Raw genomic sequence first — 26,187 nt, 5'->3', positions numbered from 1 at the left:
GCTGTGACTGGCGTCACGCAAGACAAGCGCCCACATCAATTACCTGATCGATTGTTAAAGAGCGTCCTTACTTGAAGTCTCGTCTCACGTGGAGATGGGAGCCTTCTGCCGCGACCCGAAAGTGACTCAAGTGCTTGTCAGCGCTTGCTTTCTGGGTCGCCGTAAGGAGAGGCGTATTTTAAGGATCTTGACGAAGATGTCAACGTCTTTCTTGTCGACTTTCGCCCGGTTCACGTTGCTGCCTGAGAACCGATCCTGGAAAAGCGAGGGGCGTATTTTGCTGCCTCTGAGGCTAAGTGTCAATCGATTTTTTCAATCTTTTCAACAGCTTAGCTAGCTTTTCTGCTGCCTCCGAGAACCTGTCTCGGCGTCAGCGGTGTGTACTTTACGGCGCGTGGCGGCGCCTGACAACCCCTGAGGCCAAAAAATGTCACCAGCTTCATCAAGCTGTCATCGATGCCGAGAAAACCCGGGCGTGGGCTAGGGCCACAACGCCCCAGCGGACGGCGGTTCTAGATGACCCAGAGGTCCATGAAGGCGGCAACCGAGGTCGACTCGAGCGCCTCCTGATCCTTGCACAGGCTGAAGATGGTGTCGCAGCGCGCGGCCGGAAAACGCGTGGCCAGATTGCGCTGGAACTTCTTCTCGAGCAGCGGGATGCCAGCCTCGCGGCGGCGGCGATGACCGATCGGATACTCCACTGCTACCTGCTCGGTGTGCGAGCCATTCTTGAAAAAGACCTGGATCGCGTTGGCGATAGAGCGCTTGTCCGCCTCCAGATACTCGCGGGTGTAACGCGGCTCTTCCTGGATGGTCATCTTCTCGCGCAGCTCGTCGATGATCGGATGCGCCCGATGGAAGTCGTCCTCGTAGTGCTCGGCGATCAGATCACCGAACGCCAGCGGCACAGCAATCATGTACTGCAGGCAGTGATCACGGTCGGCCGGGTTGGCCAGCTCCCCCACCTTGGAGATGATACGGATCGCCGACTCGTGGGTGGTGACGACGATACGCTCGATCTCGTCGAGACGATCACGCACCTGCGGGTGCAGCGTCACCGCGGCCTCGGCGGCGGTCTGGGCGTGGAACTCCGCGGGGAAGCTGATCTTGAACAGCACGTTCTCCATGACGTAGCTGCCGTACGCCTGGCTGACCCGGAAGCGGCGCTCCGCTTCGGGCTTGAGCGCCTGATCCTTGTTGGTCTTGCTAAAGAGGACATCATAGAAGCCCCACTGCGGCGCCGAGAGCACACCGGGGATGCCCATTTCGCCACGCATCGCGATGTCGGCCAGACGCACGGCTCGCGAGGTGGCATCCCCCGCCGCCCAGCTCTTGCGTGAACCGGCATTGGGCGCATGACGATAGGTGCGCAGGCTCTGACCATCGACGAAGGCGTGCGACAGCGCCGCCAGCAGCTGTTCGCGATCGGCACCCATCAGCTTGGCCACCACTGCGGTAGAGGCCACCTTCACCAGCACCACGTGATCGAGCCCGACACGGTTGAACGAGTTCTCCAGCGCCAGCACGCCCTGAATCTCGTGCGCCATGATCATGGCTTCGAGCACGTCGCGCATGGTCAGCGGCGTCTCCCCTCGTGCCAGACGCACCTGCGAGAGCGAATCCGCCACCGCCAGAATGCCGCCCAGATTGTCCGAGGGGTGGCCCCACTCCGCCGCTAGCCAGGTGTCGTTGTAATCGAGCCAACGGATGATGCAGCCGATATCCCAGGCCGCCTTGACCGGGTCGAGCGTCAATCGAGTCCCGGGTACCCGTGCCCCATTGGGCACCACCGTGCCTTCGACCAGCGGCCCCAGATGCTTGGTGCACTCGGGGAAGCGCAGCGCCAGCAGGCCACAGCCCAGGGTGTCCATCAGGCAGTTGCGCGCGGTATCCAGCGCTTCACGGCTCTCTACCCGATAGTCGAGGACATAGTCCGCGATGGCCTGCAGTTCGGGATCGTAATCCGGGCGCTGGTTGAGATCGACATTGGCACTCATGCAGTGGCGTCCTCGTCTAGGAGAGAAGGGCGACGTCGACGCGCCGCCTCGAAGATCGGTTGGCAGGCAGCGTCTCAGCGCTGCTCGAGAGGCACCCAGGCGCGCTTGTCGGGGCCGACATAATCGGCACTCGGGCGAATGATGCGGTTATTGGCACGCTGTTCGAAGACGTGTGCGCACCATCCGGTCAGCCGCGAGCAGACGAAAATCGGAGTGAACAACTTGGTCGGAATCCCCATGAAGTGGTAGGCGCTGGCGTGGTAGAAGTCGGCGTTGGGGAACAGTTTCTTCTCCCGCCACATCACTGAATCGACCCGCTCGGACACCGCATAGAGATGGGTGTCGCCGACATCCTCGGCGAGCTGACGCGCCCAGGCCTGAATGATCGGGCTGCGCGGATCGGATTCACGGTAGATGGCATGGCCGAACCCCATGATCTTGTCCTTGCGCTCGAGCATGCCGAGAATCTGCCGTTCGGCCTCGTCGGGCGACGACCAGCGGCTGATCATATCCATCGCAGCCTCGTTGGCGCCGCCGTGGAGCGGACCACGCAACGAACCGATGGCGCCGGTGACACAGCTGTGCAGATCGGAAAGCGTAGAGGCACAGACCCGCGCGGTGAAGGTCGAGGCGTTGAACTCGTGCTCGGCATAGAGAATCAGCGAGACGTTCATCACCCGCGCGTGCAGCTCGGAGGCAGGCTTGCCATGCAGCAGGTGGAGGAAGTGCCCGCCCACCGAGGTATCGTCGGTCTCGGTCTCGATCCGCTCACCGAAGTGCGAATAGCGATACCAGTAGTTGAGCATCGAGGGCATCACCGCAAGCAGACGGTCGGCGTGCGCCTGCTGCTCTTCGAGCCGCTGCTCGGTCTCAAGGTTGCCCAGCATCGAGGTGCCGGTGCGCAGCACGTCCATCGGGTGGGCATCGGAAGGAATCTGCTCCAGCACCTTCTTCAGCGCCTCGGGCAGCCCACGCGAACGCTGCAGCTGCGAGATGTAGTCGTCCAGCTCCTGGCGTGTCGGCAGTTCACCCTTGAGCAGCAGATAGGCGACCTCTTCGAAGCGCGCCTTCTCCGCCAGCTCCTGGATGTCGTAGCCGCGATAGGTCAGCCCCGACCCGCTCTTACCCACCGTGCAGATTTCAGTATTGCCGGCGCTCTGCCCGCGCAGTCCAGTACTTTTGATCGTTTCCGTCATGAGAGCCTCCCGCCGCTCGGCCGCGGCCTTCGTCTTGCATGCGTTGGGGGAACGCTGTCTCCATATCCGCGCGGATACGGCGCGCCCGTGGGGCTATTCGGCATTCCCCTTGTCGAACAGGGCATCGAGCTTGCGCTCATAGGTGTGGTAATCGAGGAAGTCGTAAAGTTCCTCGCGGGTCTGCATCATGCCAACCACGTCGCGCTGATGCCCCTTGGCGTGGATATCCTGATAGACCTTGAGCGCCGCGGCATTCATGGCGCGGAACGCCGACAGCGGATAGAGCACCAGGCGACACCCCACCTCGCCCAGCTCCTGCTGGGTGAACAGGGGTGTGGCACCGAATTCGGTGATATTGGCCAGGATCGGCGCATCGACGCCCTCGCAGAAAGCGCGGTAGTCATCCAGCGTGTGCACCGCCTCGGCGAAGATCGCATCCGCCCCCGCCTCGACGCAGGCATTGGCGCGCTCGATCGCCGCCGCCAGCCCCTCCTTCTGGAAGGCATCGGTGCGCGCGATGAGGTAGAAGGCCGCATCCTGGCGCGCATCCGCCGCCGACTTGATGCGATCGACCATCTCACTCTGGGAGACGATCTCCTTGTTGGGGCGATGTCCGCAGCGCTTCTGCGCCACCTGATCCTCGAGATGCACCGCGGCTACGCCGGCCCGCTCCATCTCCTTGATGGTCCGAGCGATGTTGAAGGCGCCTCCCCAGCCGGTATCGATATCCACCAACAGCGGGAGATCGCTGGCGCCGGTGATGCGCCGGGCGTCCTCGGCGACGTCGTTGAGCGTCGTCATGCCCAGATCAGGCAGTCCGAACGAGGCATTGGCGACGCCACCGCCGGACAGGTAGATCGCCTGATGCCCCACGGCCTGGGCCATCATGGCACTGTAGGCGTTGATCGTACCCACCACCGCCAGCGGGCGATGGACATCGAGGGCAGCGCGGAAACGGGCGCCGGGCGTCGACTGTGACATTTCACTCTCCTTCGTCTTGGTCTCTCTATCGATCCGTTTACCCACCGCTCGCCCCATTCGAAGCGCGACTCACCATATCCGGACCGCGACTCACCTCGCCCCGAACCGCCCCCCGCGTCTATCTCAACGGCCGGAGTGCTTGACGGACGCCGCCGTGGTATCAGTGGAAGCCACCTTCTCCTCGCCCAGCGTCAGCGCATAGCTCGCCGCCACGTTCTCGCGGGAGGCGCTGACATGGCGCCGCATCAGCAGTTCGGAGAGTTCGGCGTCCCCGGCTTCTATCGCATCGACGATACGGTGGTGTTCGACGAACGCGCGCTGCGGACGCTTGCCGCTGGCGCTGAACTGGGTGCGATAGAGCCGCACCAGGTAGTAGAGGTCGTCGCACAGAATCGTCATCAGCATCCGGTTATGGCTGCCCTGGACGATCCGGTAGTGGAAATCGAGGTCCCCTTCACGCTGATAGTAGGCCTCACCGCTGGCCAGGTCGCCCTGCCGCTCGTGAACCGCCAGTACCTCACGCAACCCCGCGATCTCTTCCGCGGTCATGTGCTGGGCGGCCAGTCTCGCCGCCATGCTCTCGAGTGCCTCGCGCACGTCGAACAGCTCCAGCAGCTCGTCCATCGACAGCTTGACCACGCGCGCGCCGACATGCGGCACGCGCTCGATCAGGCGATAGGTTTCGAGGCGGCGCATCGCCTCACGCAGGGGGCCGCGTGAAATGCCGTAGCGCGACGATAGCTCGGGCTCGGTGATGCGTGTCCCCGGGGGGAGTTCCCCGCGCACGATCGCCCGCTGCAATTGATGAAACACCCGCTCGGCCAGCGTCCTGACTTCCGGCAGGTCGGCATCGCCCTGGGGTGTCGATGAAAGATCGTCGGTCATCTTGATTGTTAACAATTACCTGGAATAAGGGTCATGGTAGAAAGAATGTTTCGCCAGGGCAATCAAAAATAGCCCACAGGAACGCCACTTTAGTCGCAGAGCGATACGTCACTCAAGAGTCATTGTCTACAATCCTACAAGACATCGCCCTTCTCTCACGTGCGGCCCGACACGGCCAACGCGCCCGCCATGGTACGTCTCTCGGCGACGCGCTCGGCGGCGGCGTCACGAATATCGGCGCATCGACTCCCGGGTCGCCCAGGGACAGCGCAACGGTGGTGAAAGCAGCACGCGCTTAGGGTCTCGCTCATCCGCGCCGCGCCCGATACACTCGCGCCAAACCATCCTTTCATCCGGGTTCGCGTCGCCCTCGCGAGGCACGCGAGTCCCCGTGTACCGAGTACCCCAGGCATGCCAGAGGCGCGACCCCAACTCGCTATCACCGAACTCCCCTACGCCAGTGATCCCGCCCACTACTTTGCCGCGCTGCGCCAGCGGCCGGGCCCCGTGCTGCTCGACAGTGGCCGCCCGGCCGCGCCGGGGGGACGCTTCGACATCCTCACCAGCGACCCGCTCTATACCCTGAGCGTGGATGACGCTGGCGTGCACTGCGATAACGGCGTGCCGCCGCTGCCCTCGGCGCCGTTCGCAGCGCAGCGCGAGCTGCTCGACCATGCCCTGAAGCATGACCTGCCGCAGATACCGGAAGCCCTCGTCGGCACCCTCGACGAGCTGCCGTTCATCGGCGGGCTGCTCGGCTACTGGAGCTACACCTTGGCGCGCGATCATCGGCCACAGGGCAGTCCGGCCGAGTCGCGACCCGGCCCCGATCTGCCCCACGCCCGCCTGGGACTCTACGACTGGGCCCTGATCCAGGACCATCAGGTCCAGCGGACCTGGCTGGTAGCCAGCCCGGAGCGTCGCCGCCAGGTCGAGCGCTGGCTGGCGATGCCACCACCGCAGGATGAGGACATCGTACTGACGCAGCCCTTCGTCAGCGACATCGATCGTACCGGTTACGGTGAGCGCTTCCGCCGCGTGATCGACTATCTGCATGCCGGCGACTGCTATCAGGTCAATCTCGCCCAGCGCTTTACCGCACGCTTTCGCGGCGATACCTGGCACGCCTACCGCCGCCTGCGTCAGGCCACACCCACGCCCTACGGCGGCTACCTATGCTGGGATGACAAAGCGATCGCCTCGCTCTCCCCGGAGCGCTTCGTCAAGGTCGCTGGCGGGCAAGTGGAGACGCGCCCGATCAAGGGCACACGGCCACGCGGGGAGACGCCTCAGGCCGATGCAGCACTGGCCCGGGCGCTCCTAGAGAGCCCCAAGGACCGCGCCGAGAATGTGATGATCGTCGATCTGCTGCGCAACGACCTGGGACGGGTCTGTCGCTTCGGCAGCGTGCACGTGCCGCGACTGTGCGCCCTGGAGAGCTATGCCAACGTCCACCATCTGGTCAGCGTGGTGCGCGGCGAGCTGAGCTCGGAAGCCAGCGCGCTGGATCTGCTCGCCGCCGCTTTTCCCGGCGGCTCGATCACCGGGGCCCCCAAGCGGCGGGCCATGCAGATCATCGACCAGCTCGAACCCAGCCAGCGCAGCGTCTACTGCGGCAGCCTCGGCTATGTCGACCGCCGCGGACATCTGGATACCTCGATCGCCATTCGCACGCTGGTGGCGGATGGCGACACCCTGCACCTTTGGGGTGGCGGCGGCGTGGTAGCCGATTCCGACGAGGAAGAAGAGTACCGCGAGACACTGGCCAAGATCGGGCGCCTGATGGCCGCCCTGGACTCTGCGAGCGCCGCGGACTCAGGGGCCGCGGCGGGAACCGCCGAGGACGCGGATTTCAATAACCAAAACATCTAGATACGACCACATACTTGGCAAAAACGTTATATATCGTTCTAACCAAACGGTATTGGTCAACGCAAAAGCCGCGTTGCTAGAGTGCCAGCATCCGTTTCACCTCTTCATCATCCCGTGTACGGCCGGTCGAGCTACCGGCCCGCCGGTCCAGGAGCTTGCCATGGCATTGGATCTCGACGCCCTCAACCGCGACATCGGCCACGACCCGCTGGCGATCACCGAATTCGCGCTGGGGCTGGATCAGACCGCGATCTGCACCACCAACTTCCGTCCCTTCGAGGCGGTCATCCTGCACCTGGTCACCCGGGTGCGCCCCGATATTCCGGTAGTGTGGATGGACAGCGGCTACAACACCCCGGCGACCTATCGCTTCGCCGACGAGTTGACCCGTCTGCTCAATCTCAATCTGAGCATCTATCATCCGCGTCGCTCGCGCGCCCACCGCGAGTCGCTCGAAGGGCCAATGCCGACCATCGACGATCCCGGCCATGCCGCCTTCACCGAAGAGGTCAAGCTCGAACCCTTCCGCCGCGCGCTGGCAGAAGCCGCACCCGACGTCTGGTTCACCGCCCTGCGCGCCGAGGACACGCCGGAGCGTTCGCGCATGCAGCCGCTGTCGCGTAATGCCGATGGCCTGCTCAAGGTCGCCCCGGTGCTGCACTGGAACGCCAAGCAGATGTATCAGTACCTACAAGCGCACGACCTGCCCAACAACTTCGACTACTTCGACCCGACCAAGGTAGAAGATAAGCGCGAGTGCGGGCTGCACCTGCAGCACTGAGTGACGGCGCCCTCAGCGGCGCCCTTGCCACCAACGACAAAGCCCGCCGAATGGCGGGCTTGTGCTATGTACGCTGTCAGTCGCGGGTACGCTGTCGGTCTTGGCCCTTTGGGCGCCTAGAGCACCGGCAGCTCCACATCCCTGAACAGCTCCCCCTCATGTCGCGGCCCCGCCGCCAGCGCCGCCTCGACGGTGTCGCGATCGAGGTGCGGTGCCAGGCGCTTGACGAAGTCATACATGTAACTGCGCATGAAGGTGCCGCGGCGAATGCCGATCTTGGTGGTCGAGCTCTCGAACAGATGCGAAGCGTCCACCGCGACCAGGTCGGCATCGGCCACCGGATCGACCGCCATATGGGCGACGATACCGACCCCCAGCCCCAGTCGCACATAGGTCTTGATCACATCCGAGTCGGCAGCGGTCAGCACCACGTTGGGTGTCAGCCCCCGTGACTTGAAGGCATCGTCGAGCTGGGAGCGCCCGGTGAAGCCGAACACGTAGGTAACCAGTGGATGCTCAGCCACGCGCTCCAGGGTCAGCTCGCCACTCGCCAGCGGATGCCCCTTGGGCATCAGCACACAGCGGTTCCAGCGATAACAGGGCAGCAATACCAGATCGTTGAATAGCTCGAGGGACTCGGTGCAAATGGCGAAGTCTGCAGTGCCATCGCTGACCATCTGCGCGATCTGCTTGGGCGTGCCCTGCTGCATATGCAGCGCCACGTCAGGATACTGCTGGCGAAATTCACCGATCACTCCGGGCAGCACGTAGCGCGCCTGAGTGTGGGTCGTAGCGATGGCCAGGCTGCCGCGACGTTCGTCGCTGTGCTCCTGGGCCACATGCTTGATATCGTCGACCGTGCGCAGCACCTTGCCGGCGAGTTCGACGATCGCCTCCCCCGCCGGCGTCACTCGGGTCAGATGTTTGCCGCTGCGCGCAAAGATCTCGACGCCCAGCTCGTCCTCCAGCAGCCGGATCTGCTTGGAGATCCCCGGTTGTGAGGTGAACAGGCTCTGTGCCGTGGCCGACACATTGAGCTGGTGGCGCGTCACTTCCCAGATGTAGCGCAGTTGCTGGAGCTTCATGAGCGACCTCGTGACGATGCGTAACGCACAATGGCATAAGAAAATGGTTTGCGATTACTTTACGCTATAAGTGACGAGGGGTGAAGCGGCGATCGCACCGGTTTTTCGGGTATGAGAAACTGCTGTTTAATAACCTGGCGCTATCGTTGTCATAACCACGGCGATTTGCCAGCACCCTGGCCAAGGGCTAACATCGCACCCATACGCTCTCTTCGCGAGCGCAAATGTCTACAGGAGTTACCGCATGTCCAACAACGTCGATGTCACCACCGCGAATTTCGAACAGGAAGTGCTCAAGTCCGACAAGCCAGTACTGCTGAAGTTCTGGGCCCCGTGGTGCGGCCCGTGCAAGATGATGGCTCCGGTCGTCGATGAGGTGGCCGACGAGAAGGCCGACGCCATAAAGGTCGTCAGTGTCAACGTCGACGACGCCCCGGAGATCGCCTCCGAGCACGGCGTGCGCGGCGTTCCCACCGTGATGCTGTTCAAGTCCGGCGCTAAGGTCGCCTCGCTGGTCGGCGCGCAGTCCAAGTCGCAGCTGACTCAGTTCATCGAGCAGAACGGCTGATATCTAGCCAGCGGCGCTCGGTAGCCTCCGTAGCGCTCAGCAGAAAGCCGCTTCGCTTGCTAAAAAGCCGCCCTCCTGGGGCGGCTTTTTCGTGGCTCGTCTCTCTGCGGACTTCACGGGTCGAGCTCCTCCTCAAGCTCATCCAGCGCCTGCTGGGTCTTGCGCAGCCGCCGCTGGCGCCGCTCCGAAGGCCCCAGCATCTTGGCGATCCAGCGCGTCTCGGGATGACTATCCAGCGCTATCTTCAGCGTCATCGTCAACGGTACCGAAAGCAGCATGCCCACCGGTCCCAGAATCCAGCCCCAAACAACCAGCGAGAGAAAGGCCACCAGGGTCGATAGCCCCATGGTTCGCCCCATGACTCGCGGTTCGACCAGGTTGCCGATCACGAAGTTGATCGCCAGATAGGCGCCCGAAAGCGTGAGCGCCTTTACCATCCCCCCGTCCGGCATCGACAGGGTCAGCAGTACCGGCGGCACCGCCGCGATCACCGAGCCGATGTTGGGGATGTAGTTGAGAATGAAGGCCAGCGCGCCCCACAGCAGGGCGAACTCGACCCCCACCAGCCAGGCCGCCAGCGTCACCAGTGCCCCGGTGATCAGGCTGACCACCGTCTTGACCGCCATATAGCGCTTGAGGTTGTGACTGAACTCGGTGAAGCGCTCCAGACTGGGCCCCGGATTGGCCAGGGCACGCGCCACCTTCTGGCGGAAATCGAGCGTCTCGAACAGCATGAAGTTGACCATCAACAGGATCACCAGGCTCTGCGACAGCACCACCCCCAGCCCGCTCAGAAAGGCCGAGATCCAGCCCTTATCCTGGGAGTCGTCGATCATGCTGGAGAGCTCCCGCGGCGAGACCGACATCCCCTGGTGCGCCAGCCACTCGAGCAGATTCAGATAGTGCCCCTGCAACTCCTGCTGCATCTCGGGCCAGCGCTCCATGAACATGGCGACACTGTTGCCCAGCAGAGTGCCGAACAGCGCCAGCAACCCGCCCAGAATCAGCAGCGTGATCAGCACCGCGGCGTAGGAGTTCATGCCGCGGCGATAGAGCCAATGCACCGGTGAGGCGCAGATCACGGCTATGAAGATCGACAGCAGGATCGGAATGATCAGCGCCTCGGCCGCGCGCAGGCCCGACACGATGATCGTCAGTGATGCCAGTGTCAGCATCAGATGAAAGGGTATATTGCGAAACGCCGGTTCCTGCCCTGGCGACATGGTCAGCCCATCCTTGTGGCACGTCCTGTGTCGCCAGACACTACCACGAACCGATACGGCGTTCGCTGACTCAGGTCAACTCTCGCCTCTCGGTCGAGCCCGAGCACCGCCCGTCTCCGGATAGAGCCACGAACGGCCGCGCCAAACACGAAAGCGCCCCGGCCGCAGGGGCCGGGGCGCAAGACACGACAGCGAGGCTCAGCCGTAGCGGCCGGTGATGTAGTCCTCGGTGCGGCTCTCCTTGGGCTGGGTGAAGATCTTGGTGGTATCGTCGCACTCGATCAGACTACCCAGGTACATGAAGGCGGTGATGTCGGAAATTCGCGCCGCCTGCTGCATGTTGTGGGTCACGATGACGATCGTGTAGTCCTTCTTGAGCTCGTTGATCAGATCCTCGATGTAACCGGTGGAGATCGGGTCGAGAGCCGAGGTGGGCTCGTCGAGCAGGATCACTTCCGGCTTCACCGCAATGGTGCGAGCAATGCACAAACGCTGCTGCTGACCGCCGGAGAGTGCCTGGCCGCTCTGCTTGAGCTTGTCCTTGACCTCCTCCCACAGGGCGGCCTTGCGCAGCGCCCACTCGACCCGCTCCTCCAGCTCGCGCTGGGAGAGTTTTTCGTAGAGCCGAATCCCGAAGGCGACGTTATCGAACACCGTCATCGGGAACGGCGTCGGCTTCTGGAACACCATGCCGATGCGCGCGCGCAACAGGTTCAGGTCGACCCCGGAGCCGTAGATATCGTGGCTGTCGAGCAGGATCTGCCCTTCCGTACGAATCCCCTCGTAGAGATCGTGGATCCGATTGAAGCAGCGGATCAGGGTCGACTTGCCGCAGCCGGAGGGCCCGATGAACGCCGTCACCTGGCGCTCGGGGATCTCCATGGTGATGTTTTTGAGCGCCTGAAACTGGCCGTAGTAGAGGTTCAGGTCCTTGACGCGAAGCTTGGACGCGGCCCGTGCCTGGGACGCGCTCGGCGCCTCGGCAGCGTTCGGGTTGGCGTTGAGATTGAAATCGACGGTCATGGCAGTCTCTTGGCGAAAGTCAGGTGCGTTGACGCGAGAAGTAACGCGCCGCGATGTTGAGGATCAGAATGGCGGCCGTCAGGATCAGCGCCCCACCCCACGCCAGCGATACCAGGTCAGGGATAAAGGCGTTGATCGTCATGTTCTGGTAGATGGTCATCGGCAGGTTGGCCATCTCATTGTCGAGATTGAAGAAGTTCCACTGGTTGGAGTTCAGCGAGGTGAACAGCAGCGGTGCCGTCTCGCCACTGATACGGGCGAACCCGAGCAGGATACCGGTCAGAATGCCGGCACGCGCACCGCTGTAGCAGACACGCACGATGATCCACCAGCGATGGGCACCCAGCGCCGCCGCCGCCTCGCGCAGCGAGTTGGGAATCAGGCGCAGCATGTCTTCGGTGGAGCGAATCACCACCGGCACGATGATCACCGTGAGCGACAGCACCCCGGCCCAGGCGGAGAAGCTGCCCATGGGCACCACCACCACCGCGTAGATGAACAGGCCGATGATGATCGAGGGTGCCGACAGCAGGATGTCGTTGATGAAGCGGATCACCTTGGGCAGCAGGCCCTTGTTGCCATACTCCGCCAGCCAGGTACCCGCGGCCACGCCGATCACGGTGCCGAGGACGGTGGCCAGCGAGGTCATCATGAAGGTCCCCCAGATCGCATTGCCCAGGCCTCCACCGTTCATACGCGTGCGCTCGATGAAGATCGAGGGCGAGATCGCACTGAGCCCCTTGGTCACGAGCGTCAAAAGGATCGCGAACAGGAATACGAATCCGATCAGGGTGGCACCGATACAGGCGGCCATGACCAGGCGGTTGAGCAGCTTGCGCCGGCGATAGAGCGGCGTCGTGTGAGTCTGCATCGTCTCTCTCCTCTCGGCTCAGGCGTGGCGGCCGGTGCTGTTGCGCAGCAGATAGCGCGCGAACGCCAGCACGGCGAAGGTGATCAAGAACAGAATCAGGCCGAGCGCCAGCAGCGCCGAGCGCTGGGTACCGTCCGATTCGGAGAACTGGTTGGCGATCAGGGCCGCGATCGAGGTGCCCTGCCCGGTGAGCGTGGTGTTCAGGAACAGGTTGTTGCCGATCACGAAGGTCACCGCCATGGTCTCGCCCAGGGCCCGCCCCAGCCCGAGTACCACACCCCCCACCAGGCCGCCCTTGACCGAGGGCAGGATGACCCGGCGTGCGACTTCCCAGGTGGTGCAGCCGAGGCCGTAGGCGGATTCACGCATCACCGCCGGCACCGTGTTGATGACGTCGCGGCTCACCGCGGTGATGAACGGAATGATCATCACCGCCAGAATGATGCCGGCCGTGGCCAGGCCGGTGCCCGCGGGAAATACCGAGGGGAACCAGGTACGCAGCAGCGGAGCCAGCACTTCCATGCCCCACATGCCGTAGATGATCGAAGGGATACCGGCCAGCAGCTCGATCAAGGTACTGAGAGGCTGGCGCAGCACGTTCGGGCAGCGCTCGGTCAGGAAGATGGCGATGCCGAATGAGATGGGAACCGCAATGACGATCGCAATCAAGGAGGTCAGCAGGGTTCCGTAGATGGCGGGCAAGGCGCCGAACACTTCGACGTTGGCCGCCCAGCGATTCTCGGTGAAGAACTCCAGGCCGTAGCGCTCGAGCGCCGGCCAGCTGGAAGCGATCAGCGAGGCGATGATCGCCCCGAGTAGCAGCAGAACCGCGAAGGCAAAGGCAAACAGCGTGCGCTCGAACCACACGTCGATGCGTGCCTTGCGCTGGAGCCGCTTACGGGTGGCCTCGCTTAGTCCGCCCAGACCGCCGCCGGTTTGAATCGCTTGGGGGGTGGCCATGTCAGTTCCTCGTCGGCTTGCCACGCTGCCGCCGGAGGTAGCGGCAGTACTGTGTCGTTGCATACGCGCTCGTCACTCACGCGTTTATTGCAGATTCGATCGTTCGATACACGATCGCGACGGGAGCTCTGAAGCACTCGCCGTCGCGATCGGGGCTCAAGGGGTTACTGCTTCCAGACGGCTTCGCCGTTCGGACCCTTGATCTCGCTCCAGCTCTCACGAACCATGTCGGCTACGTTCTTCGGCATCGGCACGTAGTCGAGCTTCTTGGCCATCTCGTCGCCGTTGCTATAGGCCCAGTCGAAGAACTCGAGCGCCTGGCGCGCGGCATCCACGTCCTGCACTTTCTTGTGCATCAGGATGAAAGAGGCACCAGTGATCGGCCAGCTGTTGTCACCCGGCTGATTGGTCAGCACCAGGTACATGCCCGGGGCGTTCTTCCAGTCGGCGTTGGCGGCAGCGGCCATGAACGAATCCATGTCGGGTGCCACGGTCTTGCCGGCCTTGTTCTTCAGGTGCACCAGGTGCAGGTCGTTCTGGGCGGCGTAGGCGAACTCGACGTAGCCGATGGCGCCATTGGTGTTGGCGATCTGGCTGGCGACGCCCGCATTGGCCTTGGCCCCGACGCCCGCCGGCCATGCCACCGACTTGCCCTCGCCCACAGTGTTGGCGAAGTCCTTGCTGACCTGCGACAGATAGTGGGTGAACAGGAAGTTGGTGCCCGACCCCTCGGCGCGATAGACCGGGGTGATCTTGGTGTCGGGCAGCTTCATGTCCGGATTCAGCTTGGCGATGGCTTCATCGTTCCAGCTGGTGATCTTGCCCTGGTAGATGTCGGCCAGCGTCTTGCCGTCCAGATTGATCGCGCCGTCGATGCCGTCGACGTGGAATGCCGCGACCACACCGCCCATGACCATCGGCCACTGCAGCAGACCGTTCTTGTCCAGTTCTTCCTTGGTCATCGGCGCATCGCTGGCACCGAAAGTCACGGTCTTGGCGGTGATCTGCTGAATGCCGCCGCCAGAACCGATGGCCTGATAGTTGAGGCCAACGCCGGACTTGTCCTGATAGGCATCCGCCCACTGGGAGTAGACCGGATAGGGGAAGGTCGCGCCGGCGCCGGTGATGGCTTCCTGGGCTTGGACGGCAGCGGCGCCCAGAATCAGGGACCCGGAAACGAGCGTAGCGAAGACATGTTTGAGCATAGCGATATCCTGTTTCCACCTTGGATGGATGCGTGTGCGATAACGACGTTGCGAAGGTTGCCTGCACTCTCAGAACGCCACGTTACGTCAGACGCGTGACACTTTTATGACAGCCTTGTCATCGTCTTGAAAAGTGACATTCGACGAATTGGGTGTGTCAGGTGTATGAAAAACCACCGCACGACCGCAGCTCGCTGGCGATCGCCGGTGATCTCGAGAGCGGCCTCGACTACCGGCCGCAACCTTCGCGGCACCCACACTGCCAAGCCAAGATGACAACAGGATGACAAGGGTCAAGACGCGTAACCGCTTGCACGTATTGAGTAAACAGCATCGACGGTGGGTAAGGTCGGCTGCGAGAGCACAGCCGAACGCACCTGAGGCAGGGGTGAAGAAGGATGATGATGGCTTCAGCGATGGCGGCCGGCGCTGCGCCGCCTGACTGTTAGGCGGAGGATGTCGAGGTACGCTTGAGTGCCGGGCCCGACAGCACGCGGACACCGATATTGCCCAGCAGGGTCGCCCCCAGCATGGTCAACAACGTGGGCCAGGCGCTGGCCAGCTCGAAGGCACCGACCAGCGCCCCCGCGACCGCCCCACAGGTGAACTGCAGACAGCCCTGCAGCGCCGTCGCGGTGGCACTCATGCGCGGGAAGTGATCGAGCATGGATGACATGGCGTTAGGGCTGATCAGCCCTTGCATGCCGACGAAGACCACCATCAGCGGCGCCACGCTGTAGATCGAATCCAGCCCCGAGGCGACCAGCGCGACCAGACCGATACCCGCGCTCAGCTGCACGCCGAGCCCCAGCAGCAGGTTCTGCTGCGGCGTGCGGCGCTTGAGCAGGCGGATGTTGAGCCGGCTGGAGGAGGCCATGATCAGGATGTTGGCACCGAACACGAAAGGATAGAGCGTGGTCGAGAGGCCGTAATGCTCCATGTAGAGATAGGGCGAGCCGGTAATGAAGGCGAACATCCCGGCGAACGACATCGATACCGCCCCGATATAGCCCATCGCCTCGCGATGGCGCAGCACGCTGCGATAGTTGTCCAGGATCTGCCCCACCGAGGGCGCGTCGGGGTCGCGCCCATGAGTCTCGGGCAGCAAGCGTCCCAGCAGCCCAAGCACGAACACCGCGTAGAGCGCCAGAAACAGAAAGATCAACCACCAGTCGGCCAGGTGCAGCAGCGCACTGCCCAGGGCGGGCGCCACCAGCGGCGCCATCATCAGGATCATCACCATGGTCGACATCACCTTGGCCGCCTCGCGCCCGCTGAAGCGGTCACGCACGATCGCCGCGGAGTTGACCACGCAGGCGCCACCGCCGAGCGCCTGGACGAAGCGCCAGCCCCACAGCGTGGCCAGTGAGCCGACCTGTGTCAGCGCTAGACTGGCGAGCAGGAAAACGGCCAGCCCCGTCATCAGCACCGGCTTGCGCCCGAACCGATCGGAGAGCGGTCCGCATACCAGCTGCCCCAGGGCAAAACCGAGCAGGAATATGCTCAGTGACAGCTCGGTATGGTGCACGCTGGCGCCGATGGAGGCCGCCAGCGCCGGCATGGCGGGTAGATAGGCATCGATCGCCAGCGGCGCCAGGGCGGTATTGGCAGCCACCAGCAGTGCCAGACGACGCGCACTCAGCGGCCTCACGCTAGACTCCTCGACAACACGACTTCCTCCTCGCTGCGGGCGGATGAAAAATACCTGATCGCGGGCGTCCGCGGCGCCACACGACAATCGGCCAGCGATGCCGCTGGCACGCAAGATAAAGACACCTGAAGACGGCAGCGGTCAGCGCCGGGACCGATGATCACGCATGCCCGCGATGACGCTCGCGCGAAGAGACAGGCACAGATGGCGCGCTTTACGGACAGTGACACCGGCCCTGGCACGCGTGGCAGATACGCCCCCGCTCGCGACTCAGAGTCAGTGCGGGGACGCCTTGGCGTGCTGAGACTCGAGCAGCTCGATCAGCGGCTGAAACTCGTGCCGATTGTGCTCGCTCATGTGCATGAGAATACGATGAGCCTCGAGAATGCGCTGCTGAATCGCTTTCTCGTCGGCCTCGACGTGGGGCAGCTCGGCAAGCTCGGCCGGCTCGGTGAGTGGCGCCTCCACCAGCGTGAAGTAACGCGCGAAACCCATCACGTCCAGCATGCGCCGCACGTCCGGATGCTCGGCCACGATCGTCGGCGGCTGCTCCAGCCGCCCACGTACCGCCAGCGCCACCTTGGCCAGAAAGCCCAGCGCCGTGGAGTCGACGTTGGTCGCTTCGCGCAGATCGACCATGACCGCACGCAGGCCCGGCAGATCCGCCAGCCGCTGCGCCTCGGCATCGAGCGTCGCGCACAGCGTCAGGCGGACATCGCCGCAGAGCTTGAGCACGAATACGCCCGACTCGAAGGCCGCCTTGACTCGCCCTTCAATCATGCTCGAAACCACTCAGTGTCATCATGCTGAGATCATCCGGCAGTTGATCTCCCAGCGCCAATCCATCCTTCAGATCGTCGACGCGGGTACAACGTGTCACGCGGCGCTCGAGTTCCTTGAGCCGCGCATCCAGTGAAGCCGCCGGCAGGCATTCGAGCACGCCGTCGGAACAGAACCAGAGCTGGAATCGCTCGGGTAGCGGACAGCCATAGATGGGGTACTCGACATCCGGAAACAACCCCACCGGCGGCCCTTCTCCGCCCAGGTAGCTCGCCCCTTCCTCGCTGACGAGGATCGGCATGGGCAGCTGAGCGCCGAGCGCATAGTGCAGAAAATGGCGCTCATGGTCCAGTACCCCGGCAAAGATCGTGGCGTGCTTGCCGATACCGGTCTCCAGCAGCTCACGATTGAGCTCGCCCAGCCAGCGCGAGGGAAATGCCTCTGGCAGCAGTGTGCGCCACTGCGACAGCCAGCGGTTGCAGAGATATTTCAGCAGGACAGTGACAAACGCCGAGGAGGCACCGTGGCCGGCGACATCGGCAAAATAGAAGAAGCTGTAGCGCTCGTCACAGCGCTGGAAATCGAGAAAGTCCCCGGAAAGATAGAGCGAGGGCGCGAACCAGTAGTCGCAGCGCACGCCCCGATGGGTCATCCCCGGCGGCGGCAGCAGCTTGCGCTGCACGTGTCCGCCGGCGCGCTGATCCTCACGCAGGATCTCCAGGTGCCGCTCGAGACGATCGTTGAGCGACTGAAGCTCAGCGCGGCTCTCGTCATGGGCGCGGGCCAGCCGGTCGAGATCGAGCGCGCGACACACCAGGCGGCGCAGGATGTCGGCATGCGCCAGCGGCTCGACCAGATAGTCGATCAGCCCGGCGTCCATCGCCTTGTGCAGATCACCGTCGCGGCGACTTTCACTGACCACGATGGTCGGCTGCCCCTGGCTCAGGATCTGCCAGCCATCGTGCGAGACCGCGCGCACGTGCGCCACGACCAGATCGCAGGCTACCGGCAGCGCCGCCAAAGAGTGCGCCGCCACCACGCGCGCATCCAGGCGGGCGATCTCGCCCACCAGCATCTCGCGCTCCCGTCCCGGCAGGTCGATCACGCCGATCACGGGCTCATCGCTCAGCGTTTTGGACACGGGGTCACTCGGCGAAGTCGTCTTCGCTGTATTGGAAATCGTTGCCGAAGTCGCCGCTGGCGAACGGATCCTTGCCCGCCTTGCCGTTACTGATCAGGAATTGACGCCGCTGCAGGTAGGCATCGCGGATGAAGCTGTAGCGATCGCCCTGGATCAGCGACTCCTGGTCGAGCAGACTCGCGCGCAGATCGACGTAGCGCAGGAAGGTCAGACCGTAGCGCACCTTGTCATCTTCGACGTAGGTCACCGGATAGGTGTACATATCGAGCGGCAGGCCGCTGGTATCACGCACCGTGCTGGGACCGAGCACCGGCAGCACCAGATAGGGGCCGGAGTCGACGCCCCACACCGCCAGCGTCTGACCGAAGTCCTCCTCGTTCTCGTCGAGCCCCATGCGCGTGGCCGGGTCGAGCAGGCCGCCGACCCCCAGGATGGTATTGATGACGAAGCGGCCAGAGGCCGTCCCGGCATTGCCCCACTCCCACTGCAGCACGCTGTTGAACGCAGTGCGGATCTCGCCGAGGTTGGAAAAGAAGTTGCCGACACCGTCACGCACGGGTTCGGGCGTGACCGCCTTGTAGCCCTGGGCGACCGGCTTGAGCGCATAGCGATCTAGCGTGTCGTTGAACTGATAGACGCCACGGTTGAACCCTTCCCACGGATCCTGTGGGTTGCTGTTCTCACCGCTGGAGGCACAGCCTCCTAGCGCCAAAGCGACGGCGGCGCCGCTCAGCCAATGGATCGATTTCATCAACACGCATTCCCTTTACGCAATATGACACTGCCCGCACTGTAGCCCGCGCCGAACGAACACACCACCCCCACATCGCCCTCCTCGAGATCGTCGCGATGCAGATGCAGGGCAATGATCGAGCCGGCCGAGCTGGTATTGGCGTAGCGGTCCAAGATGATCGGCGCCTCGTGCTCGCTCGCCTCGCGCCCCAGCACGCGCCGCGCGATCAGATCGTTCATGTGACGGTTGGCCTGGTGCAGCCACAGCCGGGTGACCGACTCGCCGGTCAGCGACTGGCTCTCCAGATGCTCGAGGATCAGCTCCGCCACCAGCGGGCAGACCTCCTTGAACACCTTGCGCCCCTCCTGCACGAACAGCTTGTCATCGGCACTGCTGTCGGCGAGCCGGTTGAGGAAGCCGAAGTTATTGCGGATGGCGTTGGAGAAGCGCGTGGTCAGGCGCGTGCCGAGAATGGTGAAGTGCTCGCGCTCGCGGGCCAGATGATCCGCCTCCAGAACCACCGCGGTGCAGGCGTCACCAAAGATGAAATGGCTATCGCGATCGCGGAAATCCAGATGCGCCGAGCAGATCTCGGGGTTGACCACCAGCACTCGCTCGAGACTCCCGGCGCGAATGGCATTGGTCGCCATGTCGATGGCGAAGGTGGCACTGGAGCAGGCCACGTTCATGTCGAAGGCATAGCCGCCGGCACCCAGTGCCGCCTGCAGCTCGACCGCCACCGCCGGGTACGGCCGCTGCAGGTTGGAGCAGGCGACGATGATCAGATCGAGCTGGTCGGCGCGGATGGCCGCCTGCTCGAGCGCCTGGCGTGCCGCCGCGAGGCCCATCTCGGCCTGCAGCGAGAGCGCCGCATTATCGCGCTCTTCGATCCGCGGGCGCATCCGCTCGGGGTCGAGGATACCGCTGGCTTCCATGACGTAGCGGCTCTCGATACCCGATGCCTTGAGGATGAAGGCTTCGCTGGAGTGGGCCAGCGGCTCGCGCTCGCCGCAGGCAATGGCCTCGGCATGGCGGGCGTTCTCGGCGTCCACCCAGGTGTTGAAACTGGCGACCAGCGCCGCGTTGTCGATCGCCTCCGGCGGCGTGAACAGGCCCGTCGCCGTGATGACGGCTTGCGTCATGACTCGCTCCTTATGCGGCGAAGGCCGCAGTCCCTCTCGATAGTGCGGCGAGCGCCGCAGTCCCTTCTCGATGGCACGGCGAAAGCCGCTGTACCTCTTGATAGTACGGCGAGCGCCCTATCCTTGCTCGATGACGCAGCGAAAGCCGCGCGCCCTGCGATACGGTGCGGTCAGCGCCGTCCAGCCCCTGGGCCCCGTGCACACCTCTACAACCCATGATACGCCGGAGGCGGGTACCGGGATGCAGCGGCGTCATAGCGCCTGCCCGGTGATCTCGCGCCAGCGCCGCGCCAGGCGCTTCTCCGAGACACTCTCGAGCGTGCCCAGCTGCTGGGCGAACAGCGACACCCGAAATTCCTGCAGCCACCAGCCGAACTCGATCAGCTCGGCGGGTACGACGCCCTCGCGCTCGGCGGCCTGACGGCGGGCATCGAGTCGGCTCTCCCACTCCTGCACCTGTTGCATCGCCAGCTGATCACGACGACGATCGCGTGGCGCCTTCTCCAGCCGGATCTCGGCCGCCTGCAGGTAACGCGGATAGTGTTCGAGCCAAGGCCCCGCATCGCGCACGAAGCCCGGATAGACGAGACGCTGCATCTGGGCCTTGAGATCACTGTAGCTCAGGGCCAGGGCAAAACTGACGTTACCCTTGAGCTGCTTGGTCACCGCCAGGTGCCCCTCCAGCGCCTTGTGCAGGTCATCGAGCAGCCGCTCGGCGTAGCCCACCAGATCGCCCCGCCACTGCTCGAGGCGGGCATCGAAAGCCTCGCCCGAGCGCGGCAGCGGGTCGGCAGCGACGGTCTGCGCCAGCACCGCATCGATCACGTCCTGGGTCAGTTGCTCGCGCGTGCCCACCTTGGTGAACAGCAGCGCGCACGCCTTGAGCTGCGGCAGCTCCCGCTGCAGGTAGCGCAGAAGCTCCGGCAGGCGGCGGCGCGCCAGCGCCACCACGCCATCCCGGTGCGCCGCGGTGGCGCGCTCGGCGTGGTCGAACCAGGCGATCTGGAGCGCGTCACCGGCCGGCACCAGGGCCGGATAGACCTCGACCTGGATACCCGCCTGGCGGCTGGTGCTGGAGTCTGGCAGCGGGGTCTGCGGCAGCGCCTCCAGGGTCTCGCTGGGGGTCGCCTGCTGCTGCGCCATGGCACGCGCGCCGGCTGCGGCGGCGTCGCCGAAGCGCTCGCGCAGAGCGGCCAGGTCGCGCCCCTCGCCCAGCACCTGGCCCTCGTGATCGACCACCCGCAGATTCATCACCAGATGCGGTTCGAGCTGATCGAGCCGCCACGCCGAGGGGTCAAGACGTACCCCGGTCTTGACCCGCAGGAACTCGCCCAGCGCGGCCTCCACCGGACGCGCATCGGGGGTCAGCGTCTGCAGCGCCGCATCGACCCAGTCGGGGATCGGCACCACCTGACGCCGCAGCGTCTTGGGCAGCGCCTTGAGCAGCGCGATGCACTTGTCGCGCAAGAGCCCCGGCACCAGCCACGACAGCCGCCCCTCCGGCAGCTGGGCCAGCATGACCGCCGGCACGGTAAGGGTCACACCGTCGTCGCTCGCCCCCGGCGCAAAGTGATAGCTGAGCGGATAGCGTACGCCGTTGAAGACCAACTCGTCTGGGTACTGCTCGACGCTGACGTCGTCGGCCTCGCGCGCCATCAGCGCGGCCTTGTCGAGTTTCAGCAGCTCGGGGGTCTCGCGCTCGGCGCGCTTGCGCCAGGCTTCGAAGTCGCGCCCGCTGGCGACCTCGGCAGGGACGCGCTCGTCGTAGAAGGCGAACAGCGTCTCTTCGTCGACCAGAATATCCCGCTTGCGCGCGCGATCCTCCAGCTCCTCGACCTCCGCCACCATCGCGCGGTTGTGGGAGAAGAACGCGGCGCGAGTGTCGTAGTCGCCTTCGACCAGCGCGCGCCGAATGAACAGCTCGCGCGCCTCCGCCGGCGCCACCTTGGCGTAGTCGACGCGCCGGCCGCTGACGATCGGTAGCCCGAACAGGGTGACCTGCTCCAGCGCCACCACCTGGGCGCGCTTGCGCTCCCAGTGCGGGTCACTGTAAGCGCGCTTGACCAGATGACCCGCCTGGGGCTCGATCCACTCCGGCTTGATGCGCGCGCAGTCACGGGCGAACAGCCGACTGGTCTCGACCAGCTCGCCGGCCATTACCCACTTGGGCGGCTTCTTGGCCAACCCCGAAGCGGGATGGAGCATGAACTTGCGATTGCGCGCGCCGAGGAATTCACGGCTCTCCGGCTGCAACTGGCCGAGATGCGACAGCAGTCCGGCGAGCAGCGCCTGGTGAAGGCGGGCGGCGTCCACCCTAGGTGCGGCCCCCTCGCCCTCACCCGGCTGCATGGCGCTGCTCGGCTCGAGCTTCATCTCGCGCACCAGCTGGCGCAGCTGACGGTAGGTATCGTGCCACTCGCGCAGGCGCAGGTAGCTCAGATACTGGTCCCGGCACCAGCGTCGCAGCTGGCTGCCGGAAAGCTCGTCGCGGGCCGCCTCGAAGCCCTGCCACAGATTGAGCCAGGCCACGAAATCGGAATCGGGATCATCCCACTGGCGATGCTTCTGATCGGCGGCCTGGCGCTTCTCGGCCGGACGCTCGCGCGGGTCCTGGGTGGCCAGCGCGCTCACCACAATCAGCGCCTCGCGCAGACAGCCGAACTGCTCGCCGGCCAGCACCATACGCCCCAGCCGCGGATCGATCGGCAGCCGCGAGAGCCGTCGTCCGATGTCGCTCAGGCGCTCACCGCCGTCCACCGCGCCGAGTTCGAACAGCAGGCGGTAGCCATCCTTGACCACCCGCGGATCGGGGGCGTCGACGAAGGGGAAATCGAGTACCTCGCCGAGCTTGAGCGAGAGCATCGACAGGATCACCGCCGCCAGATTGGTGCGCTGGATCTCGGGCTCGGTGAACTCGGGCCGGGAGAGAAAATCCTCCTCGCTGTAGAGACGGATGCATACGCCATCGGCGATGCGCCCGCAGCGCCCCTTGCGCTGATTGGCGCTGGCCTGACTCACCGGCTCGATCGGCAGCCGCTGCACCTTGGCCCGGAAGCTGTAGCGGCTCATGCGCACCAGCCCCGGATCGATCACATAGCGGATGCCGGGCACCGTCAACGAGGTCTCGGCGACGTTGGTCGAGAGCACGATGCGACGCCCGGCATGGCTCTGGAACACGCGGTTCTGCTCGGCGTTGGAGAGCCGCGCGTAGAGCGGCAGGATCTCGGTACTCTTGAGCTCGAGCCGGCGCAGCAGATCGGCGGTCTCGCGAATCTCGCGCTCTCCGGGCAGGAAGATCAGGATATCGCGTGGCCCCGAGTACCAGCGCTTGTCGCGCTCGATCTGCTCGATCTCCTCGACCGCCGCCACGATCCCCTCCTGCAGCGTCAGGTCCTCCTCGTCGCGGGCCTCGCGCACCAGCGGACGGTAGTGCACCTCGACCGGGTAGGCACGCCCGGAGACCTCGACCACCGGCGCCGGGCGCGTCTCGCCGTCGATCTCACGGGCGAAGTGGCGCGACAGCCGATCGACGTCGATGGTGGCGGACGTGATGATGATCTTGAGATCGGGCCGGCGCGCGCTGAGGCGCTTGAGATAGCCGAGCAGAAAGTCGATGTTGAGGCTGCGCTCGTGGGCCTCGTCGATGATGATCGCCTCATAGCGCAGCAGGTCCGGATCATGCTGGGTCTCGGCCAGCAGAATGCCGTCGGTCATCAGCTTGACCAGGGTGGCGTCACCGCTCTGGTCGGTGAAGCGCACCTGATAGCCGACCTGCTCCCCCAGCGGTACCTCCAGCTCCTCCGCCAACCGGGTCGCCACCGAGCGCGCCGCCAGGCGCCGCGGCTGGGTATGCCCGATCATGCCGCGTCGGCCCAGGCCCAGTTCGAGACATAGCTTGGGTAGCTGGGTGGTCTTGCCCGAGCCGGTCTCACCGGCCACCACCACGATCTGATGCTCACGCAGCGCCTCGAGGATCGTCTCGCGCCGCGCCGCCACCGGCAGCGACTCGGGGTAGTCGAGGGTGACGCGCTCTCGACGTCGGCGCTCGACCTGCGCCTGGGAGGCGTCGATGCGGGCCTCGATTTCGCCCAGCGAGCGGTCGATCGGCTTGCCCTCGCGGGCGCGCCGCTCGAGCCGCGCCAGGCGCCCGCGCAGGGCGTGGGCATCGCGCAGCAGGCAGGCGTCTAACCGCGCCTGCAGTTGGGTCAGAGCTTGGGAAGCGTTGGCAGCGGTGGCGCTCAAGAGATCCTCGACATCGACAGTCCGGTGAAGTCGCCGGGAGACCACGGCGAACCCACCATTGTAGCGCCGAAAGCGTGCTAACTCACGTCGAGGCCTTGCTGCCCGATACCTTGCCATCCGAGACCGAGCCATCCGCGGCCTTGTCGCCGTCACGCAGCTCACGCCGCAGCACCTTGCCGACATTGCTCTTGGGCAGCTCGTCGCGCAGTTCGACGAACTTGGGCACCTTGTAGCCGGTCAGTTCCTTCTTGCACCACTGGCGCAGCGCCTGGGGGTCGAGCCCCTCGTTGCGCGCCACCACGAACAGCTTGATCGCCTCGCCGCTCTCCTCATCGGGCACGCCCACCGCAGCGGCCTCGAGCACGTCCGGGTGCCCCACCACCACCTCCTCGATCTCATTGGGATAGACGTTGAATCCCGAGACCAGAATCATGTCCTTCTTGCGGTCGACGATCTTGACGTAGCCATCCTCCTGCACCACCGCCATGTCGCCGGTACGCAGCCAGCCATCGTCGCTGAGCGTCTTGGCGGTATCCTCCGGGCGATTCCAGTAGCCCTTCATCACCTGCGGCCCCTTGATGCACAGCTCGCCACTCTCCCCCGGCGGCAGCGCTCGCCCCTCGTCGTCGACCACGCGCACCTCGGTGCCCGCCACGGGGCGGCCGATAGTGCCGATCTGCGGCGCATCGGGCGGATTGACCAGGGCGATCGGCGAGGTCTCGGTCAAGCCGTAGCCCTCGACGATGCCGTTACCGGTCACCTCCTGCCAGCGCTTGGCCGCGGCCTGGGTCAACGCCATGCCGCCGGAGATGGTGAACTTGAGCCGCGAGAAGTCGAGCGCTTTGAAGTCGTCACGCTGACACAGGGCGTTGAACAGCGTGTTGAGCCCGACGAAGACGCTGAACGGTGTCTGGGAGAGCGTCTTGACGAAGCCGGCGATGTCCCGCGGGTTGGGTATCAGCACATTGTGCTGGCCGGTGGTCATCGCGTACAGGCAGTTCACCGTGAAGGTATAGATGTGATAGCAAGGCAACGGCGCGATGATCGTCTCGCTGCCATTCTCCAGGGTATCGCCGAGCAGCTGCTGGGTCTGCAGCATGTTGGCGATCAGATTGCGGTGGGTCAGCATCGCGCCCTTGGCCACCCCGGTGGTGCCGCCGGTGTACTGCAGCACGGCGATCTCTTCGTCCTTCCCCGACGCAACCGTGGCCGTCCGCTCGCCCGCGGACAGGGTGCGGCGAAAATCGACCGCCTGAGGCAACGAATAGGCGGGCACCATCTTCTTGACCCGACGCACCACGAAGTTGATCAGCGGACGTTTGGGCCAGTCGTGGAGGTCGCCCATTTCGGTCACCACCACGTGGCGAATCTCGGTCTGGGCGAGCACGTTCTCGAGCTTCTGGGCCATGTTGGCCAGCACCACGATCGCCTTGGCCCCGGCATCACGGAACTGGTGGCGCATCTCGCGCTCGGTGTAGAGCGGGTTGGTGTTGACGATCACCAGCCCGGCGCGCAGCGCGCCAAACACCGCCACCGGGAACTGCAGCACGTTGGGCAGCTGGATGGCGATACGATCCCCCGGCTCGAGGTCGGTGTGGTTCTGCAGCCAGGCGGCGAAGCGATCGGCGAGGCGATCGACATCGGCATAGCTCAGGGTCTTGCCCATGCAGGTGAACGCCGGTTTGTCGGCGTAGCGATGACACGCATCGGCGATGATGTCGTTGATCGAATGAAAAGCCTCGAGACCCGTCAGGGGCACTCCGGACTCGACGTAGGCGTTCGCGCTGTCACCCATGGGATCTCCTTGATTAGGCTTGAATAACTCCCTTATATCAGGTTCCCCGCGCCCCG

General features: G+C 64.5%; 20 protein-coding genes. 3 read left to right on the top strand and 17 right to left on the bottom strand.

Annotation, left to right across the window (positions count from 1 at the left end; translation table 11 throughout):
* Positions 1 to 512: 512 nt before the first annotated feature.
* The 4 genes from prpD to J0A90_RS11565 all read right to left on the bottom strand — a co-directional run bounded on the left by prpD (position 513) and on the right by J0A90_RS11565 (position 5,059).
* Complete coding sequence (gene prpD, locus J0A90_RS11580; protein ID WP_207037409.1) at positions 513 to 1,997, bottom strand: 2-methylcitrate dehydratase; 1,485 nt, start codon at positions 1,995 to 1,997, stop codon at positions 513 to 515.
* A 74-nt stretch (positions 1,998 to 2,071) separates the two neighbouring features.
* Positions 2,072 to 3,193 (bottom strand): 2-methylcitrate synthase, encoded by a 1,122-nt coding sequence (prpC, locus tag J0A90_RS11575; RefSeq protein WP_207037408.1) that lies wholly within the window; start codon positions 3,191 to 3,193, stop codon positions 2,072 to 2,074.
* A 93-nt stretch (positions 3,194 to 3,286) separates the two neighbouring features.
* Positions 3,287 to 4,174: a methylisocitrate lyase gene (gene prpB / locus J0A90_RS11570; RefSeq protein ID WP_207037407.1), complete on the bottom strand. Its 888-nt coding sequence runs from the start codon at positions 4,172 to 4,174 to the stop codon at positions 3,287 to 3,289.
* 123 nt (positions 4,175 to 4,297) lie between these two features.
* The gene (locus tag J0A90_RS11565; RefSeq protein WP_207037406.1) at positions 4,298 to 5,059 is read right to left on the bottom strand and encodes a GntR family transcriptional regulator; all 762 of its coding nucleotides are present in this window, start codon (positions 5,057 to 5,059) and stop codon (positions 4,298 to 4,300) included.
* 411 nt (positions 5,060 to 5,470) lie between these two features.
* Here J0A90_RS11565 and pabB point away from each other — a divergent pair, with 411 nt between their 5' ends.
* The gene (pabB, locus tag J0A90_RS11560) at positions 5,471 to 6,931 is read left to right on the top strand and encodes an aminodeoxychorismate synthase component I (protein ID WP_207037405.1); all 1,461 of its coding nucleotides are present in this window, start codon (positions 5,471 to 5,473) and stop codon (positions 6,929 to 6,931) included.
* Positions 6,932 to 7,091: 160 nt separating this feature from the next.
* The gene (locus J0A90_RS11555; RefSeq protein ID WP_035476939.1) at positions 7,092 to 7,712 is read left to right on the top strand and encodes a phosphoadenosine phosphosulfate reductase family protein; all 621 of its coding nucleotides are present in this window, start codon (positions 7,092 to 7,094) and stop codon (positions 7,710 to 7,712) included.
* Between the two features lie 116 nt (positions 7,713 to 7,828).
* On the opposite strand, the gene cysB is transcribed toward J0A90_RS11555, so the two are convergent.
* The gene (cysB, locus tag J0A90_RS11550) at positions 7,829 to 8,797 is read right to left on the bottom strand and encodes an HTH-type transcriptional regulator CysB (RefSeq protein ID WP_035476935.1); all 969 of its coding nucleotides are present in this window, start codon (positions 8,795 to 8,797) and stop codon (positions 7,829 to 7,831) included.
* A gap of 244 nt (positions 8,798 to 9,041) precedes the next feature.
* Between cysB and trxA the strand changes: the two genes are divergently transcribed.
* A complete protein-coding gene (gene trxA / locus J0A90_RS11545) occupies positions 9,042 to 9,365 on the top strand; it encodes a thioredoxin (protein WP_035476933.1) in 324 nt (107 codons plus the stop codon).
* A gap of 113 nt (positions 9,366 to 9,478) precedes the next feature.
* On the opposite strand, the gene J0A90_RS11540 is transcribed toward trxA, so the two are convergent.
* The 12 genes from J0A90_RS11540 to J0A90_RS11485 all read right to left on the bottom strand — a co-directional run bounded on the left by J0A90_RS11540 (position 9,479) and on the right by J0A90_RS11485 (position 26,131).
* A complete protein-coding gene (locus J0A90_RS11540; RefSeq protein WP_207037404.1) occupies positions 9,479 to 10,588 on the bottom strand; it encodes an AI-2E family transporter in 1,110 nt (369 codons plus the stop codon).
* Between the two features lie 198 nt (positions 10,589 to 10,786).
* The gene (pstB, locus tag J0A90_RS11535; protein ID WP_207037403.1) at positions 10,787 to 11,611 is read right to left on the bottom strand and encodes a phosphate ABC transporter ATP-binding protein PstB; all 825 of its coding nucleotides are present in this window, start codon (positions 11,609 to 11,611) and stop codon (positions 10,787 to 10,789) included.
* Between the two features lie 19 nt (positions 11,612 to 11,630).
* The gene (pstA, locus tag J0A90_RS11530; protein WP_207037402.1) at positions 11,631 to 12,482 is read right to left on the bottom strand and encodes a phosphate ABC transporter permease PstA; all 852 of its coding nucleotides are present in this window, start codon (positions 12,480 to 12,482) and stop codon (positions 11,631 to 11,633) included.
* A gap of 18 nt (positions 12,483 to 12,500) precedes the next feature.
* On the bottom strand, positions 12,501 to 13,442 hold the full coding sequence (pstC, locus tag J0A90_RS11525; RefSeq protein WP_207037401.1) for a phosphate ABC transporter permease subunit PstC: 942 nt from the start codon (positions 13,440 to 13,442) through the stop codon (positions 12,501 to 12,503).
* Between the two features lie 164 nt (positions 13,443 to 13,606).
* Positions 13,607 to 14,647: a phosphate ABC transporter substrate-binding protein PstS gene (gene pstS, locus J0A90_RS11520; RefSeq protein ID WP_035476924.1), complete on the bottom strand. Its 1,041-nt coding sequence runs from the start codon at positions 14,645 to 14,647 to the stop codon at positions 13,607 to 13,609.
* Positions 14,648 to 15,092: 445 nt separating this feature from the next.
* Positions 15,093 to 16,298 (bottom strand): Bcr/CflA family multidrug efflux MFS transporter, encoded by a 1,206-nt coding sequence (locus tag J0A90_RS11515; protein WP_207037400.1) that lies wholly within the window; start codon positions 16,296 to 16,298, stop codon positions 15,093 to 15,095.
* Positions 16,299 to 16,574: 276 nt separating this feature from the next.
* A complete protein-coding gene (locus J0A90_RS11510; protein ID WP_207037399.1) occupies positions 16,575 to 17,078 on the bottom strand; it encodes an STAS domain-containing protein in 504 nt (167 codons plus the stop codon).
* Positions 17,071 to 18,153 (bottom strand): PP2C family protein-serine/threonine phosphatase, encoded by a 1,083-nt coding sequence (locus J0A90_RS11505; protein ID WP_207037417.1) that lies wholly within the window; start codon positions 18,151 to 18,153, stop codon positions 17,071 to 17,073. Before J0A90_RS11505 ends, J0A90_RS11510 begins: the two co-directional genes overlap by 8 nt.
* A gap of 70 nt (positions 18,154 to 18,223) precedes the next feature.
* Complete coding sequence (locus tag J0A90_RS11500) at positions 18,224 to 18,970, bottom strand: VacJ family lipoprotein (protein ID WP_207037398.1); 747 nt, start codon at positions 18,968 to 18,970, stop codon at positions 18,224 to 18,226.
* Positions 18,970 to 20,094 carry a beta-ketoacyl-ACP synthase III gene (locus J0A90_RS11495; RefSeq protein WP_207037397.1) on the bottom strand — a complete coding sequence of 375 codons (1,125 nt, stop codon included), beginning with the start codon at positions 20,092 to 20,094 and terminating at the stop codon, positions 18,970 to 18,972. The genes J0A90_RS11500 and J0A90_RS11495 overlap by 1 nt, the downstream gene beginning before the upstream one ends.
* Positions 20,095 to 20,346: 252 nt before the next feature.
* Positions 20,347 to 24,336 (bottom strand): ATP-dependent RNA helicase HrpA, encoded by a 3,990-nt coding sequence (hrpA, locus tag J0A90_RS11490; protein WP_233076718.1) that lies wholly within the window; start codon positions 24,334 to 24,336, stop codon positions 20,347 to 20,349.
* Between the two features lie 82 nt (positions 24,337 to 24,418).
* A complete protein-coding gene (locus J0A90_RS11485) occupies positions 24,419 to 26,131 on the bottom strand; it encodes an AMP-binding protein (protein WP_207037395.1) in 1,713 nt (570 codons plus the stop codon).
* Positions 26,132 to 26,187: the final 56 nt, after the last annotated feature.

Source organism: Salinicola sp. DM10 (genome assembly GCF_017306975.2).
GTDB lineage: Bacteria > Pseudomonadota > Gammaproteobacteria > Pseudomonadales > Halomonadaceae > Salinicola.
This window is presented reverse-complemented; position numbering and strand designations above follow the sequence as displayed.

What these genes read in the sequence shown, in the direction of transcription:
- prpD (WP_207037409.1), bottom strand. Translation starts at nt 1,997, where the DNA reads ATGAGTGCCAATGTCGATCTCAACCAGCGCCCGGATTACGATCCCGAA.
- prpC (WP_207037408.1), bottom strand. Translation starts at nt 3,193, where the DNA reads ATGACGGAAACGATCAAAAGTACTGGACTGCGCGGGCAGAGCGCCGGC.
- prpB (WP_207037407.1), bottom strand. Translation starts at nt 4,174, where the DNA reads ATGTCACAGTCGACGCCCGGCGCCCGTTTCCGCGCTGCCCTCGATGTC.
- J0A90_RS11565 (WP_207037406.1), bottom strand. Translation starts at nt 5,059, where the DNA reads ATGACCGACGATCTTTCATCGACACCCCAGGGCGATGCCGACCTGCCG.
- pabB (WP_207037405.1), top strand. Translation starts at nt 5,471, where the DNA reads ATGCCAGAGGCGCGACCCCAACTCGCTATCACCGAACTCCCCTACGCC.
- J0A90_RS11555 (WP_035476939.1), top strand. Translation starts at nt 7,092, where the DNA reads ATGGCATTGGATCTCGACGCCCTCAACCGCGACATCGGCCACGACCCG.
- cysB (WP_035476935.1), bottom strand. Translation starts at nt 8,797, where the DNA reads ATGAAGCTCCAGCAACTGCGCTACATCTGGGAAGTGACGCGCCACCAG.
- trxA (WP_035476933.1), top strand. Translation starts at nt 9,042, where the DNA reads ATGTCCAACAACGTCGATGTCACCACCGCGAATTTCGAACAGGAAGTG.
- J0A90_RS11540 (WP_207037404.1), bottom strand. Translation starts at nt 10,588, where the DNA reads ATGTCGCCAGGGCAGGAACCGGCGTTTCGCAATATACCCTTTCATCTG.
- pstB (WP_207037403.1), bottom strand. Translation starts at nt 11,611, where the DNA reads ATGACCGTCGATTTCAATCTCAACGCCAACCCGAACGCTGCCGAGGCG.
- pstA (WP_207037402.1), bottom strand. Translation starts at nt 12,482, where the DNA reads ATGCAGACTCACACGACGCCGCTCTATCGCCGGCGCAAGCTGCTCAAC.
- pstC (WP_207037401.1), bottom strand. Translation starts at nt 13,442, where the DNA reads ATGGCCACCCCCCAAGCGATTCAAACCGGCGGCGGTCTGGGCGGACTA.
- pstS (WP_035476924.1), bottom strand. Translation starts at nt 14,647, where the DNA reads ATGCTCAAACATGTCTTCGCTACGCTCGTTTCCGGGTCCCTGATTCTG.
- J0A90_RS11510 (WP_207037399.1), bottom strand. Translation starts at nt 17,078, where the DNA reads ATGATTGAAGGGCGAGTCAAGGCGGCCTTCGAGTCGGGCGTATTCGTG.
- J0A90_RS11505 (WP_207037417.1), bottom strand. Translation starts at nt 18,153, where the DNA reads ATGCTGGTGGGCGAGATCGCCCGCCTGGATGCGCGCGTGGTGGCGGCG.
- J0A90_RS11500 (WP_207037398.1), bottom strand. Translation starts at nt 18,970, where the DNA reads ATGAAATCGATCCATTGGCTGAGCGGCGCCGCCGTCGCTTTGGCGCTA.
- J0A90_RS11495 (WP_207037397.1), bottom strand. Translation starts at nt 20,094, where the DNA reads ATGACGCAAGCCGTCATCACGGCGACGGGCCTGTTCACGCCGCCGGAG.
- J0A90_RS11485 (WP_207037395.1), bottom strand. Translation starts at nt 26,131, where the DNA reads ATGGGTGACAGCGCGAACGCCTACGTCGAGTCCGGAGTGCCCCTGACG.